Origin of the sequence: Bradyrhizobium sp., assembly GCF_049512235.1 — a bacterium.
Classification (GTDB): domain Bacteria; phylum Pseudomonadota; class Alphaproteobacteria; order Rhizobiales; family Xanthobacteraceae; genus Bradyrhizobium.
Map to the genome: position 1 here is coordinate 1 of NZ_JBEKXH010000066.1, position 20,379 is coordinate 20,379.

The window sequence follows — 20,379 nt, forward strand, 5'->3', positions numbered from 1 at the left end:
CGACCAGCTGATCGAGATAACCCGAGGCGTCGATGGTGACGAAGCCGACCAGGGCGGCTTCCTGCTCCGCAACCATGATCGCCGCCTTCGGCACCAGTTCGCAGCGCCAGCGTTCGCGCCACGACGGCACGCGCGCGGCGAAATCGATCGCGGGATAGGCCTGCTGCCAGGTCGCATACCACAACGCGATGGCGGAGTCTTCGTCCTCGATGCGATAGGGGCGAAGCTGAAACGGAGGTGCCACTACCGTTCCGTCAGCTTCAGCTCGATGCGGCGGTTGCGCTTGTAGGCATCTTCGGTCGCCGCGGTATCGAGCGGCTGGAATTCGGCGAAGCCGGCCGCCACCAGCCGCTGCGCCGGCACGCCGAGCGAGATCAGATACTGCACCACCGAAATCGCGCGCGCCGAGGACAGTTCCCAGTTCGACTTGAACAGCACGCTGTTGGTGATCGGTCTGATGTCAGTATGGCCGTCGACCCGGAGCACCCAGGCGATCTCGGACGGGATCTGCTTGTCCAGATCAATCAGAGCGCTCGCCACCTTGTCGAGCTCGGCGCGGCCTTCAGGCAGCAGTACCGCCTGTCCGGTGTCGAAGAACACTTCCGACTGAAAGACAAAACGGTCGCCGACGATCCGGATGTCCGGCCGGTTGCCGAGAATAGCGCGCAGCCGCCCGAAGAATTCCGAACGGTAGCGCGACAGTTCCTGCACCCGCTGCGCCAGCGCGACGTTGAGGCGCTGCCCGAGATCGGCGATCCGGCCTTGCGATTCCTTGTCGCGCTTCTCGGAGGCGTCGAGCGCTTCCTCCAGCGCCGCAAGCTGGCGGCGCAAGGCGCTGATCTGCTGGTTCAGCACCTCGATCTGCGCCAGCGCCCGCGCCGACACCTGTTTTTCGGAATCCAGCGCCTTGTTGAGCTCGGCGGCGCGGCCGACGGCGTCGCCGGCGCCGGCGAGCCCTTCGTAGAGGCCCTTGACGCGATCGCGCTCGGCCTCCGCCGATGCCAGCCCGGCCTTGAGCTGCGCGACCTCGTCGCCGAGATTGAGCTTGCCGAGTTTTTCCAGCGACAACAGCTCGCTGAGCTGCGCGATCCTGGCGTTGAGCTCCTCCAGCGCCTTGTCCTTGCCGGTGACTTCCTGCGACAGGAAGAATTGCACCACCAGAAAAACCGACAGCAGGAACACGATCGAGAGCACCAGCGTCGACAGCGCGTCGACGAAGCCGGGCCAGTAGTTGAAGCCGCTCTCGTTGCGGCGTGTACGGGCAAGGGCCATCGCTGTTCTCTATCTCTTGGGTTGACGTCTATCGGCTAGCTCTGCCGCGAGTGACAAACGGCCTCGATATTGTGGCCGTCAGGATCGAGGACAAAGGCTCCATAGTAGTTCGGATGATAGTTCGGGCGTGGTCCGGGCGGTCCGTTATCGATACCGCCGGCCGCGACAGCTTCATCATGAAATCGGTCTACGGCCGCTCGATCCTGCGCCGTAAAGGCAATATGAGCGCCTGTCTGGGGTATCTCTCGCCAGCCGATCCAGAAGAAGGCCTTGGGACTGATGCCATAGCCTGCGAACCGTTCGCCTTCCCCATATAAGCGCGTGATCCCCAGCGGACGCAATGCGCGATCATAGAATTTCTTCGACTGCTCGATGTCGCTGACGCCGATGGTCACGTGATCCAGCATATTTGAACCCTGGCGCTAGCTTTTCTCCGGCTGGCGCGCGAGCCGCTCGAGCAATTTCTTGATCTCGCGGTTTTGCTCGCCCTGGCCGTCTGCCCATTCGCGGATCATCTGCTGCTCGGTTCGCATATGCATGACAAGCCCCTGGATCGCTTCGGCAAGATTGGCCATCGCCGCGGTGGTGCTGCGGTTGGCGCCGCCCTCCGTCAGGGTGACGCGCAACCGCTCGATGGCGGCCTGAAGATCGCCACCCGGGGCCGCGGCGCCGTCGCCGCCATATTCGCGCACCGTGGAGGCAAGCCAGTCTTCCAGATCGGTATAGAACCGGTTCTGGGCCTGGCTCGATTGCAGATCCAGAAAACCGAGGATCAGCGAGCCGGCCAGTCCGAACAGCGACGACGAAAACGAAATCCCCATGCCGCCGAGCGGCGCCGCCAAACCTTCCTTGAGCGTGTCGAACAGGGCACCGGCGTCGCCGCCGACCTTGAGGCCGTCGATCACCTTGCCCACCGAGCCGACGGTTTCGATCAGGCCCCAGAAGGTGCCGAGCAGGCCGAGGAACACCAGCAGGCCGGTCATGTAGCGGGAGATGTCACGGGCCTCATCGAGCCGCGTGGCGATGGAATCCAACAGATGCCGCATGGTCTGCTGCGTGATCGTCATCCGGCCGGTGCGCTCGCCGCCGAGGATCGCGGCCATCGGCGCCAGCAGCGTGGGATGCCGCGCGATCGCAAGGCCGGGGTCGGCGATGCGGAAGTTGTTGACCCAGGCGACCTCCGGATAGAGCCGGATTACCTGGCGAAAGGACAGGACGATGCCGATCAGAAGTACCGTGCCGATCAGGGCGTTGAGGCCGGGATTGGCGAAGAAGGCCAGGATGATCTGCTTGTAGAGCACGATCATCACCAGCGCGCAGAGCACCAGGAACACCAGCATCCGCACCACGAAAATCCGTGGCGAGGACAGTTTGATCATCTCGATCTCCATCGCGGGGCGGGAAGCGGGGCCTGAAGGCATTGCCGGTGTCATCCGTTGCGAGGAAAGCGTTTTCGGGCCTCAATATGGCACAGCGGCGGCCGGAAAAAAGATCAGATAAGCCGGTTTCGAGACGATCGGGTGGAACCCCCCGGGCTGAAACCGGGCGGGGATGGGAGCGTATTTCCCTTGGTATCGGCATTTTGCCTTCGGATTCGCGGAATTGCACATGACCGTTTTGTATCTGAAAGCTCTGGCCGCGATCGCGCTGTCGCTCTCGCTCCTGATGACCATCGCCTGGGGCGTGCGAGAGCGCACCGGCAATTCCGGCTGGGTCGACACCATCTGGACGTTTGCGGTGGGGCTGGTCGGCGCCGGCAGCGCGCTTTGGCCGGTGGCCGGCGCGGCGCCCTCGGCCCGGCAATGGCTGGTCGCGGCGCTGATTTTGATCTGGTCGCTGCGGCTGGGCTGGCATATCGCGGTCCGGACCAGGGGGATATCGGATGATGCGCGCTATGCGGCATTTGCCAGCGAATGGGGTCTCGATGCCCGGCGCCGGATGTTCATTTTTCTGCAAAATCAGGCGCTGGGATCGATCCCGCTGGTGTTTTCGATTTTCGTCGCCGCGCGGTTTCCGGAGACTGGACTGCGGCTTGAGGATTATCTCGGCGTCCTGATCCTGTTCGTCGGCATAACAGGCGAAGCGCTGGCCGACGCGCAGCTCAAGGAATTCCGCAACGATCCAGCCAACAAGGGGCGGGTCTGCGACGTCGGGCTATGGCGCTGGTCGCGCCATCCGAATTATTTCTTCGAGTGGTTCGGCTGGCTGGCCTATCCGGTGATCGCGATCTCGATCGGCCACGCTCTGCGATATCCTTGGGGCCTAGCGACGCTGCTGGCACCGGTCTTGATGTATTGGTTCCTGGTCCATGTCACCGGCATCCCGCCGCTCGAAGCGCAGATGCTGCGCTCGCGGGGCGACCGCTACCGCGACTATCAGTCGCGTACCAGCGCCTTCTTTCCACTGCCCCCGCACAAGGCAGCAGTGCCATGAGCTTCGGCGCAATGACGAGCCATCATCACTGAATCATCCGCTTCCGCCGATGATGACGGGGAACGGCGTCGATCCAATCTGGCTTGGGCGGAAGGCGCCGTCACTTCCCCAGAGGCTGCAAAATCTTCACCAGTTCGGCGTGGATGAATTCGTTGCCGCAGATGACGTCGCCGGTCTTGAGCGGGTCGTCGTCGCCCTCGATGCCGCTGACGATGCCGCCGGCTTCGCGCACGATGATCTGCCCCGCGGCCATGTCCCAGGGCTGCAGGTTGCGTTCCCAGAAGCCGTCGAAGCGACCGGCCGCGACAAAAGCCATGTCCAGCGCCGCCGCGCCGAAGCGGCGCAGGCCGGCCACTTTGGCCTGGATTGCCGTCATCTCGGCGCGCGACAGTTCGAGGTCGCCGCGCCCCATATGCGGCAATCCGCAGGCGATCACGCAATCGCCGAGGCTGCGCCGGCCGGCGACGCGCAGCCGCTGGTCGTTGAGGAAGGCACCCTTGCCGCGCTCGGCCAAATAGAGGTCGTCATTGGCCGGATTGTAGATCAGGCCGGCGATGATGGTGCCCTCGCGCTGCAGCCCGATCGAAACGGCAAATTGCGGGATGCCGTGCAGGAAATTGGTGGTGCCGTCGAGCGGATCGACGATCCAGGTGTGGCTCTTGTCGGCGCCCTCGCGGAGGCCGCCTTCCTCGCCGATGAAGCCGTAACCCGGCCGCGCCTTGACGAGGTCGTCGTGCAGCATCTCCTCGGCGCGTTTGTCGGCCATGGTGACGAAATTGGCCGGTCCCTTCAGCGAGACCTGAAGGTTCTCGACCTCGCCGAGATCGCGTTTGAGGCTGCGGCCGGCGCGGCGCGCGGCTTTGACCATGACGTTGATGAGGGCTGAATGCAGCATGATTCCGGCTTTGGTGAGACAGGGACTGGGTGCCCTGCGGTGGAGGTGGCGTCAAGGCGGATCAGTTGGTGCCGAACCATTTGCGCGCGGCCGCCTCGACCTTGGCGCGATCCTCAGGGCTCAAATCCCCCAGTTCCTTGTCGAGCACGGGGTCGCCCTTGCCGGCGGTTTTCGCGACGAGGTGCCATTTGAGGCCCTCGATCTTGTCCATCGGCGCCCCCAATCCGGTCACCAGCACGCGCGCCAGCCGGTTTTGCGCGATCGGGCTGTTTTGTCGGGCGGCCTTGCGCAACAGCGCCACCGCGGCGGCTTCGTTCTTCGGCGTGCCGGTGCCGTTGAAAAGCGCGATGGCGTATTCGACCTCGGCGTCGACATTGTCGGCCAAAGCCGCCGCCTGCAGCAGCCGGACCGACTTTTCCAGGTCCTTCTCGACGCCGGTGCCCTCCTTGTAGAAGGTCGCGAGCGCGTATTCCGCTTCCGGATTGCCGGCATCGGCGGCGGCACGCAACAGTTCGGCCGCGCGCTTGAGGTCCTGCGGCAACGTCTGTCCGTCGAGATAGAGCAGTGCCAGATTATAGGAAGCCTTCGGGTTGCCGAGCTTGGCCGAGGACGCCAGCAGCTTGACCGCCTCCTCGCGGTTGGGCGGTCCACCTCTCCCTGCAATGCGCAGCATCGCCAGCTCGAACATCGCTTCGCGATCGCCGCCATCGGCGGCGCGCTTGTACCAGTCGGCGGCTTTCGCATAGTCGCGCTTGACGCCAAGCGCATTGGCATAGAGTTGGCCGAGCATGGTCATCGCCTTCGGATCGCTGCGCTCCTGCGCGCGCTTGCTCGCAAGATCGAACGCGGTTTTGTACTGCCCGCGCTGATAGGCGCCGTAAACCAGATCGACGTTGGGATCGTCAGGCGTGGGGGCGGGCGTTACCGTCGCGGTTGGCGCCACCGGCGTTACCTCGGGCTTCTGCGTGTTCTTGGCTATCGCGTGGGGTTTGGTCCTGGGCTTCGCGGCCTGCTTGCTGGTCGCGGGAGGCGTCTCGGCCGCCGGGGGCGCCAGCGAGATTTGGGCGCCGGCGCCGGCGGTCCAGGTCAGGCAGCCAAGCAGGAACGACAGCGGCAGCAGGATCTTCATTTCCGGCGCTATCCCTGTTGGGCCCGGGCTTTTCCGTGCATCGCGGCATGCGCTTGGCGGATGCTCTGCTCGACGTCCATCAGCGCCGCCACAGCGCCGCGCGGATCGGCCCAGATGAAATCGCCGACCAGAACAAAATCCGCGCCGGCGGCCGCGAATGCGTAAGCCTCCTCGCGCGAACAGGCAAAGCCTATGCATGGCGGCTCGAACAGTTCGTCCCACCATTGCAGGCGCTCTGAGATCGCCTCGGGCGAAGGCCGCTGCCCGCTCGCATCGGGCTCGCCGAACAGCACGTAATCCGCGCCGGCTTCGCCGGCGGTCATCGAATCGTGCCGCGTCTTCAAGCCACCGACGCCGGCGATGCGGTCGGGTTTCAGCGACGGCAATGCTTGCTCCAGGGCTTCGATGCCGGTCAGGTGCGCGCCATCGGCGCCACCGCGCTCCACCAGTTCGGCATGCGTGTCGAGCAGAAGCGCCGCGCCAGCGTCCTGGATCGCCGGCGCCAGGGCCTTGATGCGCGAGATCAGGGTGCGCGGGTCGGCCGGTGCCAGTCGCACCAGCACCGCCGCGACATCGTTGCCGGCAAGCAGGCCGGGTAGGCTTGCGCTCAGCGACGACGGATCGGATACCACAGGCGTAGCCAGATAGAGCCGCGACACCGGGCGGGGCGAGACGGATTTGGTGGCCAATATCTATGCCGCCTTCTTGTTTTCCAGATCGGCCGTCCATTCGCCCTTGCTGGCGAGCGAATTCATCCGCGCGCGGTGGGTGAAGGCGCTCTGGCCCGCGGCAACGTTCTCGGGCTTTCCCGACCACGCCTGCTGCGGCGCCGCCTGCAGCGCGCGACCGTAGGAGAAGGTGAGCGGCCAGGGCAGGCCGCCTATCCGGTTCATGGCGTCAAGATGCGCGGTGGCCTCTTGGTCGGATTGCCCGCCGGACAGGAAGGCAATGCCGGGCACCGCGGCGGGGACGCTGGCCTTCAACAGCCGGATGGTTTTGGCCGCGGCCTCCTCGATCGAGGCTTGCCGGCTGCATTTCTTGCCTGCTACCACCATGTTGGGTTTCAGGATCATGCCCTCCAGCGCGACGCGCTGCAGGCGCAGCTCCCGAAAAGTCGCGTTGAGCACGCGCTCGGTCACTTCATGACAGCGGTCGATGTCATGGTCGCCATCCATCAGCACTTCCGGTTCGACGATTGGAACAATCTGCGCTGCCTGGCAGAGAGCCGCGTAGCGCCCAAGCGCGTGGGCGTTGACATGGATCGCGGTCATGGTCGGGATGCCCCCGCCGATATCGATCACCGCGCGCCACTTCGCGAACCGGGCGCCGCGCTCGTAGTATTTCCTGAGGCGCGCGGCGAGGTTATCCAACCCGACGGTGATCAATTCGCCGGGACAGTTCGACAGCGGCTGGGTTCCCTCATCGACCTTGATGCCGGGAATCGCCTGGGATTGTTCGATGATCGTGATCAGCGGCGTGCCGTCGCTGGCATTCTGCCAGATGGTTTCGTCGTAGAGAATGACGCCGGAAATGTACTGGGTCATGGCTTCGCGGCTGCGGAACAGCATTTCGCGATAGTCGCGCCGCGTCGCCTCGGTCGATGGGACATTGATGGCGTCGAATCGCTTCTTGATCGTGGCGGTGGATTCGTCGGCGGCGAGCAGGCCCTTGCCCGGCTTGACCATGGCGAGGGCGACCTTGTTGAGATCAGCTAGGTTCATTGATGCCATCTCCTGAGCGCTAATTCCTTGCATGCCAAAGTGGACGTTTCTCCGGCAATTCCCCTGACAACGCGCGCGGCGCGGGAAGGCTGGCGGCCGGCTGAGGCTTCGGCCGGTCAGGCGACCTTCGGATCGAGTTCGCCCTTGGCGTAGCGCTTGGCCATCTCGGCGGTGGTCAGGACCTTCTTGATCTTGCTGGCCTGGCCGGCGGCGTTGAATTCCTGCAGCCGCTGTTTGCAGAGCTTGGCCATCGCCTCCATCGCAGGCTTGAGATATTTGCGCGGGTCGAATTCTTCCGGGTTTTCGTGCAGCACCTTGCGGATCTGTCCGGTCATCGCCATGCGGTTGTCGGTATCGATGTTGATCTTGCGGACGCCGTTCTTGATGCCGCGCTGGATCTCGGAAATCGGCACGCCCCAGGTCTCTTTCATCTTGCCGCCATTGGCGTTGATGATCTCCTGCAGGTCCTGCGGCACCGAGGATGAGCCGTGCATCACCAGATGCATGTTGGGCAGCTTGCGGTGGATCTCCTCGATCACGTTCATGGCCAGAATGTCGCCGTCCGGCTTGCGGGTGAATTTGTAGGCGCCGTGCGAGGTGCCCATCGCGATCGCCAGCGCGTCGACTTTTGTCTCCTTGACGAACTTCACGGCTTCGTCCGGATTGGTGAGCAACTGATCGTGGGACAATTTGCCTTCGGCGCCATGGCCGTCCTCCTTGTCGCCCATGCCGGTCTCGAGCGAGCCCAGCACGCCAAGCTCGCCTTCCACCGATATACCGCCGAGATGGGCCATGCCGGTGACGGTCTTGGTGACGCCGACATTGTAGTCCCAGTCGGCTGCGGTCTTGCCGTCGGCCTTCAGCGAACCATCCATCATGACCGAGGTGAAGCCGGCCTGGATCGCGGTCATGCAGGTGTCGGGTCCGTTGCCGTGATCGAGGTGCACGCAGACCGGAATCTGCGGATAGATTTCGGTGACGGCATCCATCATGTGCCGCAGCATGATGTCATTGGCGTAGGATCGCGCGCCGCGCGAGGCCTGGATGATGACCGGCGCATCGAGGCTGGAAGCCGCATCCATGATGGCGAGCGCCTGCTCCATATTGTTGATGTTGAAGGCCGGCACGCCGTATTCGTGTTCCGCCGCGTGATCGAGCAATTGACGCAACGTGATGCGAGCCATCTGACGTGTTCTCCGCGTTGGGGCCTGGTTGCCCGGTGAGCTTTAAATCTGGCGTATCCTCAAGACCTCGACGCCGGGCAAGGGTTTCCCCTCCATCCATTCAAGAAACGCACCGCCCGCGGTCGAGACATAGGAAAAATCCTGCGCCACGCCGGCCTGGTTCAGGGCGGCTACCGTGTCGCCGCCGCCGGCGACCGAGATCAGCTTCTTGGCCCGGGTCCGCTCGGCCGCGTGCCTGGCCACGACCACCGTGCCGTGGTCAAACGGCGTCATTTCGAAGGCGCCGAGCGGGCCGTTCCAGACCAACGTCGCGGCCTCGTCGATCGCGGCGCGGATCCGCTCGATCGACTGCGGGCCGACGTCGAGGATCATGCCGTCGGGCGGGATCGCATCGAGAGCATAGGCCTGGGACGGCGCATTGGCCGCGAATTGAAATGCCACCACGGCGTCGACGGGCAGGATGATGGCGCAGTTCGCGGCTTTCGCCTTGTCGATGATCCGCAGCGCGGTCGCCGCGAGATCCTTCTCCGCCAGCGACTTGCCGACACCTATGCCCTGCGCATGCAGGAAGGTGTTGGCCATGCCGCCGCCGATCACCAGCGCATCGACCTTGGTGACCAGGTTTTCCAGCAGATCGATCTTGCTGGAAACCTTGGCGCCGCCGATGATCGCAATCACCGGCTTGGTCGGCGCCTCCAGGGCCTTGCCGAGCGCGTCGAGTTCGGCCTGCATGGTGCGCCCGGCATAGGCCGGCAATAGGTGGCCGAGGCCCTCGGTGGAAGCGTGCGCGCGGTGGGCGGCCGAAAAGGCGTCGTTGACCCAGAGGTCGCCGAGCTTTGCCAGTTCGGCGACGAAGGCCGGATCGTTCTTTTCCTCTTCCTTGTGGAAACGGGTGTTTTCCAGGCACAGGATGTCGCCGTCCTGCATCGCCGCGATGGCCTTTTGCGCGACATCGCCGACGCAATCCTCGGCGAAGGCCACCGGCTTCTTGATCACCTCGGCCAACGCGGCGGCGACCGGCTTCAAGGAGTCCTTGGCGCCGCGTCCCTTCGGCCGGCCGAGATGCGCCAGCAAGATCACCTTGCCGGCCTTGCCGGAGAGTTCGGTGATGGTGGGGGCGACGCGCTCGAGCCGGGTCGCATCGGTGACGCGGCCATTCTCCATGGGCACGTTGAGGTCGACGCGCAGCAGCACGCGCTTGCCCCTTACGTCGACGTCATCGAGAGTGCGGAATGATTTTGTCATTGACGGTCTCGCGCGCAACTCATCCTTGGAGACGACCAAAAGCGCTTGGCTCCCCGCAGATGAGGTTTCCCTCATGGTGAGGTGCGCGCTCTTTGTGCGCGTCTCGAACCATGAGGCTTGAAATCAGAGCAGCTTCCCCATCGCCACCGCGGTATCCGCCATGCGATTGGAAAAACCCCATTCATTGTCATACCACGACATCACCCGCACCAGCGTGCCGTTCTGGACCTTGGTCTGGTCCATGTGGAAGGTGGAAGAATGCGGATCGTGGTTGAAGTCGATCGAGACGTTGGGCGCGGTGGTGTAGCCCAGGATGCCCTTGAGTTCCTGTTCGCTGGCGCGCTTCATCGCCTCGTTGATTTCTTCCTTGGTGGTCTTGCGCTGCGCCACGATCTTGAGATCGATCACCGAGACATTCGGGGTCGGGACGCGGATGGCGACGCCGTCGAGCTTGCCCTTGAGTTCCGGCAGCACCAGGCCGATCGCCTTGGCGGCCCCCGTCGAGGTCGGGATCATCGACATCGCCGCGGCACGGCCGCGATAAAGATCCTTGTGCAGGGTATCGAGTGTCGGCTGGTCGCCGGTATAGGCATGGATCGTGGTCATGAAGCCGGTCTCGATGCCGACCGTATCGTTCAGCACTTTCGCGATCGGTGCAAGACAATTGGTGGTGCAGGAGCCGTTCGAAACCACCAGATGATGGCTTGTCAGCGTGGTGTGATTGACGCCGTAGACGATGGTCGCATCGGCGCCATCGGCGGGCGCGGAGACCAGCACCCGCTTGGCGCCGGCGGTGAGATGCAAAGCGGCTTTCTCCCTGGCATTGAAGATCCCGGTGCATTCCAGCGCGATGTCGACGCCGAGTTCCTTCCAGGGGAGTTTGGCAGGATCGCGCTCCGCGCAGACCTTGATCTTGCCGTTGCCAACGCTGATCGAGTCGCCGTCCACCGTTACCGTGCCGGGGAAACGTCCGTGCACCGAATCGAAGCGCAGCAGATGGGCGTTGGTCTCGACTGGCCCGAGGTCGTTGATCCCGACCACCTCGATATCCCCACGGCCGGATTCGGCGATGGCCCGCAGCACGTTACGGCCGATACGGCCAAACCCGTTGATCGCGACCCGGACTGCCATTCAACTTCTCCTCAAAGGTTCGAGAATTCCCTGCTGTGCGGCTGACTTGGCCAATTTCCGGGCAGTGTCATTGCCGCAACGAACAACCGTTGCAATGCATCATAAACCCAAGCATGACGATAGCGCTACTTCGCATTCAGGCGCTTTGACGCAGCCTCTACTACCGCCTCGGCCGTGATTCCGAAGTGCTTGTAGAGGTCCTTGGCCGGCGCGCTGGCACCAAAGCCCTTCATTCCGATGAAAATCCCGTCCGGTCCGATGACCGCATCCCAGCCAAAGCGGACCGCGGCTTCGATCGCGATCTTGACCGGGGCCAGGCCTATGATCGCCCGGCGGCGGTCGTCCGGTTGCGCCAGCAGCAATTCGAGCGAGGGGACGGACACCACCCGGGTTGCGATGCCGCGCCCGGCCAGCTGTTTCTGCGCGGCGACGGCAATTTCGACCTCCGAGCCCGATGCAAACAGCGAAACCCTGGCCTCGCCCTGTGCGGCCACCAGTTCGTAGCCGCCATGGCTGCACAGATTGTCGGCAATGGCGACGGTGCGCGCCGGGGTCAGGTTTTGCCGCGACAAGGCCAGCACCGTCGGACCGGTTGAGTTTTCCAGCGCCAGCTGCCAGCATTCCGCGGTCTCGACGGCATCCGCAGGCCGAAATACCCGCATATTCGGCATCGCACGCAGCGCCGCGAGATGTTCCACCGGCTGGTGCGTGGGGCCATCCTGGCCAAGCCCGATCGAATCGTGGGTCATGATGTAGACCACCGGCGTGTGCGATAGCGCGGCGATCCGCATCGAGGGCCGGGCATAATCGGTGAAAGTCAGGAACGTGCCGCCCGCCGGCGCGAAGCCGCCATGGGCCGAGAGGCCGTTCATGGCCGCCGCCATGCCCATCTCCCGGATCCCGTAATGGATGTAGCGGCCGGTGAAATCATCCGGCGTCACCTCCTTCAACCCCTTGGTGCGGGTGTTGTTGGACGGCGTCAGGTCGGCGGAGCCGAGCAGCAGTTCCGGTATCATGGGGACCAGCACATCGAGCACCATCTCGCTCGCCTTGCGGGTGGCGATGGTCGGCGGCTCGGCGACGAGCTTTTGCTTGAGCTTGCGGATCGCGTCCGTCAGCGCCTCCGGGCGCTTGCGGTCGATCACGCGGCGCAGGAATTCGCGGCGCTGCGCCTCCGGCGCTGCCTCGAACCTGAGGTTCCAGTCGGCATGGGCGCTGGCGCCCTGCTTGCCGACGGCGCGCCAGGCCTGCAGCACGTCATCGGGAATCTCGAACGGGCCATAATTCCACCCCAGCGCCTTCTTGGCACCGGCGAGTTCCTCGGCGCCGAGCGGCTCGCCATGCGCTTTCGAGGTGCCGGCCTTATGCGGGGCTCCGAAACCGATAGTGGTCTTGCAGGCGATCAGGGAGGGACGGTCGGAGGCATGCGCCTGGGTGATCGCGGCCGCGATCGCCTTCTGGTCCTGTCCGTCGATCCGCACCGCGTTCCAGCCATGGGCCTTGAAGCGCGCCACTTGATCGACGTTGTCGGTCAGCGAGATCGGGCCGTCGATGGTGATGCCGTTATCGTCGTACAGGAAGATCAGCTTCGACAGCTTCAAATGTCCGGCGAGCGCGGCCGCTTCATGACTGACGCCTTCCATAAGATCGCCGTCGGAACACAGCACATAGGTATGGTGATCGACGATATCCTCGCCGAATTCTGCGGCCAAGAGCCGCTCGGCCAATGCGGTTCCGACCGAGGATGCGACGCCCTGGCCGAGCGGGCCGGTCGTGGTTTCGATGCCGGAGGTGATGAAATTCTCGGGATGACCGGGGGTCTTGGAGCCGAGCTCGCGGAACTGCTTGATCTGGTCCAGTGTGACGTCTTCGTTGCCGGTCAAATACAATAGCGCATACAGCAGCATCGAGCCGTGCCCCGCCGACAGGATGAAGCGGTCGCGGTCGGGCCAGCGCGGGTCGGCGGCGTCGAATTTCAAGAATTGCGTGAACAGCACGGTGGCGACGTCGGCGGCGCCCATGGGCAGGCCGGGATGGCCGGATTGGGCCTTCTCCACGGCATCCATTGCCAGCGCGCGGATCGCATGGGCCATACGGGAATGATCGACGCGGGTCATGATGAATCCGTCTGAAACGAGCCTTCTGATGGCCAATCGCCGATCGGTGAACAGCCCCGCGAACCAGCCTTGGGCAACGGGAAGTCAGGCCTGGATAACATCTGTATTCCCGGAGTCCAAGGCGATGAAACGCGCTGTGGGCACCAAAAGTTGCTTTGCGGTGCATAGCTTTGCAGCGGCGTTGCGCTGGGCTCGCTTGCCACGTAAATTTCCCCGCCTAAACGCTTGCCGAACCGCCAAATTTGCCGGGCGGCAGGCTCCGGTCAAGGTACCCACTGTCCCGCATGAGCGATCCTCCCGCCAATGTTACCGGTAACGCCGAGCCGGCTTCGGCTGACATCGACGCGGCGACGCGGCGGTTGATCGCGGCGCTCGATGCGCTGGAGAGCGCGGTCGAACGGCGGCGCGAAGCCGACCGCGACGAGAATGAGCTGGCGAGCCGGATTCAGGCGCTCGGTGCCGATCGATCGCGGCTGGCCGATGAACTCGACGGATCGCTGGTGAAATCGCGCCGGCTGGAGCGCGCCAATCGCGACATCGCCGAAAGACTGGATAAGGCGATCGCCACCATCCGCGCGGTACTCGATACCGGAGAAACCTGATGAACCATGTCAACGTCACCATTAATGGCCGGCAATACCGGATGGCCTGCGAGGATGGACAGGAGGCGCGGCTGCTGAATCTGGCCGATAGCCTTGAATCGCGCATCGGAAGTCTGCGCGGCAAGTTCGGCGAGATCGGCGACGCGCGCCTGACGGTGATGGCGGCGCTGACGGTGTGTGATGAACTGCTCGACGCCGGCCAGCGCATCCGCAATCTCGAAGAGGAGCTGGAAACCCTGCGCGGCGTCCGCGCCGTGGCGGCGGACCGCGCCCGGGCAACCCAGACCGCGGTGGCCAATGCGCTGAACTCCGCCGCCGACCGGATCGAAAAGACCACCCAGCTGCTGAACCGCACCATCGGTGGCGGCGTGGCGATCGGTTGACCATTGCCGGCGTTAACGCTGGCGGTTTGACGGCAACGTGGTTACATTACCCCCGCGAAGCTGTGTCGCGCGTCAGGAGCCATATATCCCCGGGGCCTTATCGATCCTTTAGGGAACTGTCCCTGGCCGGGTCCGTGGATCCGGTCATATGGTGCCCACCTACTTTCGTAGGGAACTCCGGGATCGAGCGCTCCAACGGCCATCGCGGCTTCGCACTTTTCTTTTTTTCGCCACAGCGTTGATTGCTTCAGCTTCTTCCAGCCGCACCTCGTGTTCCGGCCCAACGCGGAATATCCCGTACGCTGACGCCGCATGTCAGATATTCCTGTAACCAAAGCTCATCTGCGCGCCGCGGCGCTCGCGGCGCGCGATGCGCTGAGCAGCGACCAGCGCGCCGCCGCCGCCCAAGCCGTGGCGCGGCGCGGGCTGCCGGTTGAGATGGCGGCCGGCGTCGTTGTCGCCGGCTACTCGCCGATCCGTAGCGAGTTCGATCCAACTCCCTTGATGCAAAAGCTCGCCGCGCAGGGCGCGCAGCTGGCGCTGCCGGTGATCCCGGCGCGCGGTCAGGCGCTCAGGTTTCGTGCCTGGTCGCCGGGCGACCGACTGATCCGCGGCCCACTCGATATTCTCGAACCATCGCCCGCCGCCGCCGAAATCGTCCCCGAAATCGTACTGGTGCCGCTGGCAGCCTTCGACCTGGCCGGCCACCGCATCGGCTATGGCGGCGGACACTATGACCGCACCCTTGCGCAATTGCGGGCGGCAAGGAAGATCACAGCCATTGGTCTTTCTTTCGCGGTGCAGGAAACAGAGGCCGTTCCGGTACTGTCGCACGACGTGGCCCTGGATTATGTGCTAACGGAAACCAGCCTGTTTGATTTCCGGAGCTTGTGATTTGCGAATTCTTTTCGTTGGCGACGTCGTCGGCAGGGCCGGACGTACTGCGGTCTCGGAACTGCTGCCCGGCATGATCCGCGACTGGGCGCTCGATCTTGTCATCCTCAATGGCGAGAACGCCGCCGGCGGCTTCGGCATCACCGAAGCGATCTACCAGGAATTCGTCGACGCCGGCGTCGATGCCGTGACCCTCGGCAACCATGCCTGGGATCAGCGCGAGGCGCTGGTGTTCATCGATCGCGCCCCGCGGCTGGTTCGGCCGGCGAATTATCCCAAGGGCACGCCGGGACGCGGTTCTGCGCTGGTCGACACCAGGAACGGCAAGCGCGCGCTGGTCATCAACGCCATCGGCCGCGTTTTCATGACACCGTTCGACGATCCGTTCGTCGTCATCAACGATCAACTCGAATCCTGCCCGCTGCGTTCGGCCGCCGATGCCATCGTGGTCGATTTCCACTGCGAGGCGTCCAGTGAAAAACAGGGCATCGGGCATTTCTGCGACGGCCGCGCCAGTCTCGTGGTCGGCACCCACACCCATGTGCCGTCCGCCGACCATCAGATCCTGCCCGGCGGCACCGCCTACATGACGGACGCCGGCATGACCGGCGATTATGATTCGATCATCGGCATGCAGAAGGAAGAGCCGCTGCGGCGCTTTACCACCGGCATTCCATCGGGGCGCTTCGAACCGGCGCTGGGCGCCGCGACGCTCTGTGGCGTCGCGGTCGAGACTGACGATGTGACCGGGCTCGCGCTGCGGATCGCGCCGGTGCGAAGCGGCGGCCGGCTGGAACCGACGCTGCCGCGATTCTGGGCGGGTTAGGCGGTCAGCCCGCATCCCAAGGATGCTAAAATCCGAAGAACTTTTCGCGCAGCGCGTCCTCGTACTTCGCCTTGGCTTCCTTGACCGTGTTGCGCAGCTCATCCTCTTCGAAATGCGCCTGCTCCCAGTGGTCAATTTCGGCCACCGAATGATTGACCGAGGCGAGCGCTTCCTCTTTCCGAATTGCGGCGATCCAGGCCTCTACCGCGTTTCTGTAGGCGGCCTGCAGTTGGTCGAGTTCCGCATCGTCCCCGCTCATTTTTCTGTTCCCCCATGGCTGCCTGCACCGCAGCTCCGTTTATAGGCCGCCCAAATGAACAAACGACGACATCGCGAAACCGCACCGCACCCATGGGAAGCGGTTGACTCCGGGGTCGCGTGTCGTCATGCGCGCCGCCGGCGTGCGCGGCCACAGGCTTCGTCGCCAAGTCTGACATCCGGCAGGGTGGCTCGGCCGGAGCGCGGAGCCACCGTCCGCGGCCTTCAAGACTGCCGAAAACCCATGCGGAACGCGCCCCAGTGGCGGCCACGGACATATATCGGGGACGACAGATCCTTCATGAGCACAAAATTTCCGCCGCCCATATCGCGCCGGTAGGTCTGCAAGAGAAACGGCTTGGTGTTCGCCGCCACCTTCTGCACGGCGCGATCGTTGAACAGCCGCCGGTTGCGGCAGTTGGCGTTGTTCCAGACCGGGTCGGACCCCTGCGGGAGGCGATAGTTCGGGTTGTGGGTTGGAAGATACCCGCCTTTGGCCCACGCGACGCAAAATACCACGCGGGGATCGATCTTTTGAATCGGGTCCTGGATCGGCGGCAGGATCCGGTCGGTGAAAGCGACATAGTCGGTGAGGTATTGTTTCGGATTGGTGCCCGGAATTTCGCGGTAGTTCTCGTCCATCCATTGATCGAGGCGGATGTCGCCGCGGTCGATGGCCGCCTCGAAGGCTGAGGAAATCTCTTTTGCGGTATTGGTCACGACGCGGATCAAGGGCGTGTCCGAAGTATCCACCCCGCTGGTGGCGATCAGCTCGATCAGCCCCTCGGACAGGTCGAGCAGTTTGGCCACCCTTTCGTCGGCGTGCTTCAGATCGGTCGACGACAGGTCGACACCCCCGGCGAGGGCGCCGAGTTCGTCGATCACCATGTCGCAATGGGCGAGATTGGAGGTGGCCGCCTTGGCGACCCCGTCGATCTCGCGGCCGACCGCGGTGAAGCCATCCTGAACGCGGACGATGATGCTTTGAATCTGCTGGGCGCCCTGGCCGGCGCTCTTGGCGCGCAGCGAGGCGTCGCCGCTCTCGCCGATCAGGTTGCCGACCTGGCCGTCAAGATCGCGCACGGTATCGGCGATCAGGCGGGTAGCCTGCCGGGTTGCTTCCGCGAGGCTCTTGACCTCGTTGGCGACCACCGCAAAGCCCCTTCCGGCGGCGCCGGCGCGGGCCGCTTCGATGGTCGCATTCAGGGCCAACAGGTTGGTTTGCTTGGCAATGGCCTCGATCGACCCGGACACCTTGGCGACCTGCGCGAGTGCGCTGCCGACCGCACCGAGGCGAACCTCGATACGGCCGACGGCTGCGATCAATTCGGCGATGTGTTGAACCGCGGTCTCCACCACGGCACGCGACTGGGTGATTTCACCAACCGCCGCCGAGGTGGCGGACTGCACCGCCCGGGATGCGCCGGCAATATCGTGATTGGCGGAAACCATCGTCTCGGCGGTCTTCTGAAGATGTCCGAACCGCCCGGATTGGGTGGATACGTGGCCGGCGACCTCCTGCAGGTTTCCGGCCACGTCCGCGAGCTCGACGCCGAGGCTGCCGAGCCGGTTGCCCAGCTGCTCGACCAGCCGTTCGCTGTTCGAGGGAACGGCCGCAGCGCGCTCAAGCTCAATGGGCTGCGCAATCGACATCGCGGCGTTCTCCCGGTGAATAAAACGTTGAATTCGGGCACTGCTCAAAGCTTGTACGCCGTCCGGAAGCCGCCCCAGTGCCGGCCATTGACGCGGATCGGCACGTCGATCTCGCGCATCATGACGGTTTGGCCGTTGCCCATATCGCGGGCGTAGCTCTGGATCAGATAGGAGCGCAGGTTGCGGCCGGCGGCGAGACCTGCCGGATCGTTGAAGATGCGGCGGTTGCGGCTGTTGGCGGTGTTCCAGGCCACTTCGCCCGGACGTTGCGGATGCGAGTAGATTTTGTTGTGTACCGGCAAATAGCCGTTGCGGTCGATCATCACGCAGAACACCATGCGCGGATCCTTGGCGAGGAAGGCCTCCTGGAACGGAGGTAGCGCGCGATCCGCCCAGTCGAGAATACGGGTGCGATGCTGCAGCGGGTTGGTGCCGGGGATTTCGACGTAATTCTCGTCGAACATGTCGTCGACCGGGATCGCGCCGCTCGCCACCGCGTCCTCGAATATCCTGGTCAGCGCGGTGCCGGCTTCCATGGCGCGGGTGACGAATTCGGTGTTCTCGTCGTGGATCGACCACAGCCTGTCTTCGATCTTTTCCTGAAGCGCGGCACTGGGCGCCTCGAAGCGCGCCTTGGCGCCGGCCTTTGAATGCTCGCCGATGCGAACTCTGCAGCGGCCGACGCCTTCCAGCTCGGCATCCATGCTTTGGTTCAGCGGCAGCCTCTCGGCGTCGGGTCCGCAGATCAGGATGCCTTCCATGGAAATCTCGTAGACTGGCGCCGCGATCAGGCCGCGTGCGGTTTGAAGCTCAATCTTGAGATGGCATGGCAGACGCTCACGCCGGCGCTGGTCCTCGCGTTCTTCCTGATGCAGCAGAACCGCGCAGCGCGATTTCAGTTTCTGCGCGAACAGTGTGACCGCCCTGCCGGCTTTGGCGACACTTTCGCCATGGCTCTCGGCTTGCCTGGTCGCACTGTCGATTTCGGCGGCGCTGTCGCCGACCGAGGCGATGAAGTTTGACGTGGTGGCGACGTTGCTTCCCATCTCGCTGGTGGTCTGGTTCTGCTCCGCCACCGCGCCGTTGACGTTGTCGAACACCGGGCGGATCGCCTCGATCGCCTGCGCGATCCGGTGCACCGCCTCGGCCGAACCCGCGGCATCCTTCTGCAGCGCTGCGATCTTCCTGGTGATCTCTTCGGTGGCGTGCTGGGTCTGCACGGCCAGCGCCTTGACCTCGGTGGCGACCACCGCGAAGCCGCGACCGGCGGTGCCCGCGCGCGCCGCCTCGATCGTGGAGTTGAGCGCCAAAAGCGTGGTCTGCCGCGCTATTTGCGCAATCAGGTTGACGACATTGCCGATGGCGGCCGAGGATTCGCGCAAGCGATCGACATTGAGCCGCGCTTCGCCGGCGGCGGCGCTGGCTTGGTCGGCGAGCTTGCCGGCGTCGCGGACCTGCGCGCCGATGCCTTCAGCCGAATGGGTGAACTTGTCGGCGGCCCGCGAAAAAGTGGTCGCGGTACTTTGCGCGGCGCTGGTGCGTTCGGTCAGGGCGTCGGTGCGCTGGCGAATGGTGGAAAGCGTCGCCGCCGTCGCCTCGGCGCCGCCGGCGACCGAACTGGCCGCGCGTTCGAGCTGCCGGATCAGCGCGCCCAGTTCGAGTTCAAGCAGTTCCAGGATTTCCTGGGTGGCATCGGTCTGCGGAACGCCGGAGGCCGCGGCGGTCGCCTTCACTGGCTCAGACTCAATGGCCGGCGCAACCGGTTCCGGCCGACGCTTTCGAAACAAACCGAACGCCATGGCGGTCTCTCGATGACATGAGATGATGCCGGCATCCTCGCATTGGGGCATGAAGTCATGGTTAACGAATGGCTCACTCGGCGCCAATGGGAGCTACTATAATACCTATAACTGCGGCAAATCTTTGATTTTACCGGTGCCACGGCCTATAACGCCGCGCCTTCGGATACATCCCGGACGAAGCCCCAACAGAGGAACGCATGGCCGGACATTCCCAATTCAAGAACATCATGCACCGCAAGGGCCGGCAGGATGCCCAGAAGTCGAAATTGTTCAGCAAGCTGGCGCGGGAAATCACCGTCGCGGCCAAAATGGGCCAGCCCGATCCCGGCATGAATGCGCGGCTGCGCGCCGCGATCATTTCCGCCCGCCAGGAAAACATGTCGAAGGACTCGATCGATCGCGCGGTGAAGAAAGCGAGCGGCAGTGAAAGCGAAAATTACGACGAGATTCGTTACGAGGGCTATGGTCCGGGCGGCGTCGCCCTGATCGTCGAGGCCTTGACCGACAACCGCAACCGTGCCGCGTCCGACATCCGGTCCTACTTCACCAAGGCCGGCGGCAATCTCGGCGAAACAGGCTCCGTTGCCTTCCTGTTCGACCGCACCGGCATCATCGAATACGACGCCAGCGTCGCTTCCGACGATGCGATGCTGGATGCGGCGATCGAGGCCGGCGCCGACGATGTGTCGTCGAGCGAGAGCGGCCACGAAATTTACGCCTCGCCGGAGACTTTCCGCGAGGTGGCGAAAGCGCTGGAGGTGAAATTCGGCGAACCCCGCAAGGCGGCGCTGACCTGGAAGCCGCACAACACGGTGGCGGTGGATGACGAGACCG

The 20,379-nt window shown here is 64.1% G+C and carries 20 protein-coding genes, 1 other RNA gene and 1 pseudogene; 7 read left to right on the plus strand and 15 right to left on the minus strand.

All coding sequences use genetic code 11. The features are described from left to right. The 4 genes and pseudogenes from ABSG20_RS08850 to ABSG20_RS08865 all read right to left on the minus strand — a co-directional run. A pseudogene (locus ABSG20_RS08850) lies at positions 1–244 on the minus strand (GNAT family N-acetyltransferase); the annotation flags it as partial. After that, positions 244–1,272: a peptidoglycan -binding protein gene (locus ABSG20_RS08855; RefSeq protein WP_423864122.1), complete on the minus strand. Its 1,029-nt coding sequence runs from the start codon at positions 1,270–1,272 to the stop codon at positions 244–246. The pseudogene ABSG20_RS08850 and the gene ABSG20_RS08855, both read right to left, overlap by 1 nt. A gap of 35 nt (positions 1,273–1,307) precedes the next feature. Then, positions 1,308–1,679, minus strand: coding sequence for a VOC family protein (locus ABSG20_RS08860; protein WP_423864123.1), 372 nt, complete (start codon positions 1,677–1,679; stop codon positions 1,308–1,310). A gap of 15 nt (positions 1,680–1,694) precedes the next feature. Next, the gene (locus tag ABSG20_RS08865; RefSeq protein ID WP_423864124.1) at positions 1,695–2,693 is read right to left on the minus strand and encodes a flagellar motor protein MotA; all 999 of its coding nucleotides are present in this window, start codon (positions 2,691–2,693) and stop codon (positions 1,695–1,697) included. Positions 2,694–2,880: 187 nt separating this feature from the next. Between ABSG20_RS08865 and ABSG20_RS08870 the strand changes: the two genes are divergently transcribed. Continuing rightward, on the plus strand, positions 2,881–3,705 hold the full coding sequence (locus ABSG20_RS08870) for a DUF1295 domain-containing protein (RefSeq protein ID WP_423864125.1): 825 nt from the start codon (positions 2,881–2,883) through the stop codon (positions 3,703–3,705). A gap of 100 nt (positions 3,706–3,805) precedes the next feature. On the opposite strand, the gene ABSG20_RS08875 is transcribed toward ABSG20_RS08870, so the two are convergent. The 8 genes from ABSG20_RS08875 to tkt all read right to left on the minus strand — a co-directional run bounded on the left by ABSG20_RS08875 (position 3,806) and on the right by tkt (position 13,127). Further along, positions 3,806–4,600, minus strand: coding sequence for an inositol monophosphatase family protein (locus ABSG20_RS08875; RefSeq protein WP_423864126.1), 795 nt, complete (start codon positions 4,598–4,600; stop codon positions 3,806–3,808). Positions 4,601–4,661: 61 nt separating this feature from the next. Continuing rightward, positions 4,662–5,729, minus strand: coding sequence for a tetratricopeptide repeat protein (locus ABSG20_RS08880; protein ID WP_423864127.1), 1,068 nt, complete (start codon positions 5,727–5,729; stop codon positions 4,662–4,664). A gap of 8 nt (positions 5,730–5,737) precedes the next feature. Continuing rightward, complete coding sequence (locus tag ABSG20_RS08885) at positions 5,738–6,418, minus strand: thiamine phosphate synthase (RefSeq protein ID WP_423864128.1); 681 nt, start codon at positions 6,416–6,418, stop codon at positions 5,738–5,740. Between the two features lie 3 nt (positions 6,419–6,421). Continuing rightward, positions 6,422–7,450, minus strand: coding sequence for a class I fructose-bisphosphate aldolase (locus ABSG20_RS08890; RefSeq protein ID WP_423864129.1), 1,029 nt, complete (start codon positions 7,448–7,450; stop codon positions 6,422–6,424). 116 nt (positions 7,451–7,566) lie between these two features. Then, positions 7,567–8,634 carry a class II fructose-bisphosphate aldolase gene (gene fba, locus ABSG20_RS08895; protein ID WP_423864130.1) on the minus strand — a complete coding sequence of 356 codons (1,068 nt, stop codon included), beginning with the start codon at positions 8,632–8,634 and terminating at the stop codon, positions 7,567–7,569. Positions 8,635–8,676: 42 nt separating this feature from the next. Then, positions 8,677–9,879: a phosphoglycerate kinase gene (locus tag ABSG20_RS08900; RefSeq protein ID WP_423864131.1), complete on the minus strand. Its 1,203-nt coding sequence runs from the start codon at positions 9,877–9,879 to the stop codon at positions 8,677–8,679. 123 nt (positions 9,880–10,002) lie between these two features. Then, positions 10,003–11,010, minus strand: coding sequence for a type I glyceraldehyde-3-phosphate dehydrogenase (gene gap / locus ABSG20_RS08905; RefSeq protein WP_423864132.1), 1,008 nt, complete (start codon positions 11,008–11,010; stop codon positions 10,003–10,005). A 125-nt stretch (positions 11,011–11,135) separates the two neighbouring features. Continuing rightward, positions 11,136–13,127, minus strand: a complete 1,992-nt coding sequence (tkt, locus tag ABSG20_RS08910) for a transketolase (protein ID WP_423864133.1) — start codon at positions 13,125–13,127, stop codon at positions 11,136–11,138. A gap of 284 nt (positions 13,128–13,411) precedes the next feature. Between tkt and ABSG20_RS08915 the strand changes: the two genes are divergently transcribed. The 5 genes from ABSG20_RS08915 (at position 13,412) to ABSG20_RS08935 (ending at position 15,832) form a co-directional block, all read left to right on the plus strand. Continuing rightward, positions 13,412–13,729: a DUF4164 domain-containing protein gene (locus ABSG20_RS08915; RefSeq protein WP_423864134.1), complete on the plus strand. Its 318-nt coding sequence runs from the start codon at positions 13,412–13,414 to the stop codon at positions 13,727–13,729. Beyond that, complete coding sequence (locus ABSG20_RS08920; protein WP_423864135.1) at positions 13,729–14,112, plus strand: cell division protein ZapA; 384 nt, start codon at positions 13,729–13,731, stop codon at positions 14,110–14,112. The genes ABSG20_RS08915 and ABSG20_RS08920 overlap by 1 nt, the downstream gene beginning before the upstream one ends. A gap of 54 nt (positions 14,113–14,166) precedes the next feature. Then, positions 14,167–14,327, plus strand: a non-coding RNA gene (ssrS, locus tag ABSG20_RS08925) — 6S RNA. Between the two features lie 97 nt (positions 14,328–14,424). Further along, positions 14,425–15,006, plus strand: a complete 582-nt coding sequence (locus tag ABSG20_RS08930; RefSeq protein WP_423864136.1) for a 5-formyltetrahydrofolate cyclo-ligase — start codon at positions 14,425–14,427, stop codon at positions 15,004–15,006. Position 15,007: 1 nt separating this feature from the next. Beyond that, complete coding sequence (locus tag ABSG20_RS08935; protein WP_423864137.1) at positions 15,008–15,832, plus strand: TIGR00282 family metallophosphoesterase; 825 nt, start codon at positions 15,008–15,010, stop codon at positions 15,830–15,832. Positions 15,833–15,857: 25 nt separating this feature from the next. On the opposite strand, the gene ABSG20_RS08940 is transcribed toward ABSG20_RS08935, so the two are convergent. The 3 genes from ABSG20_RS08940 to ABSG20_RS08950 all read right to left on the minus strand — a co-directional run bounded on the left by ABSG20_RS08940 (position 15,858) and on the right by ABSG20_RS08950 (position 19,542). Further along, positions 15,858–16,091, minus strand: a complete 234-nt coding sequence (locus ABSG20_RS08940) for a hypothetical protein (protein ID WP_423864138.1) — start codon at positions 16,089–16,091, stop codon at positions 15,858–15,860. A 224-nt stretch (positions 16,092–16,315) separates the two neighbouring features. Continuing rightward, on the minus strand, positions 16,316–17,743 hold the full coding sequence (locus ABSG20_RS08945) for a methyl-accepting chemotaxis protein (protein ID WP_423864139.1): 1,428 nt from the start codon (positions 17,741–17,743) through the stop codon (positions 16,316–16,318). Positions 17,744–17,787: 44 nt separating this feature from the next. Next, a complete protein-coding gene (locus ABSG20_RS08950; RefSeq protein ID WP_423864140.1) occupies positions 17,788–19,542 on the minus strand; it encodes a methyl-accepting chemotaxis protein in 1,755 nt (584 codons plus the stop codon). Between the two features lie 200 nt (positions 19,543–19,742). Here ABSG20_RS08950 and ABSG20_RS08955 point away from each other — a divergent pair. Further along, positions 19,743–20,379 (plus strand): YebC/PmpR family DNA-binding transcriptional regulator (locus ABSG20_RS08955; protein ID WP_423864141.1); only part of this gene is annotated, 637 nt, incomplete at its 3' end.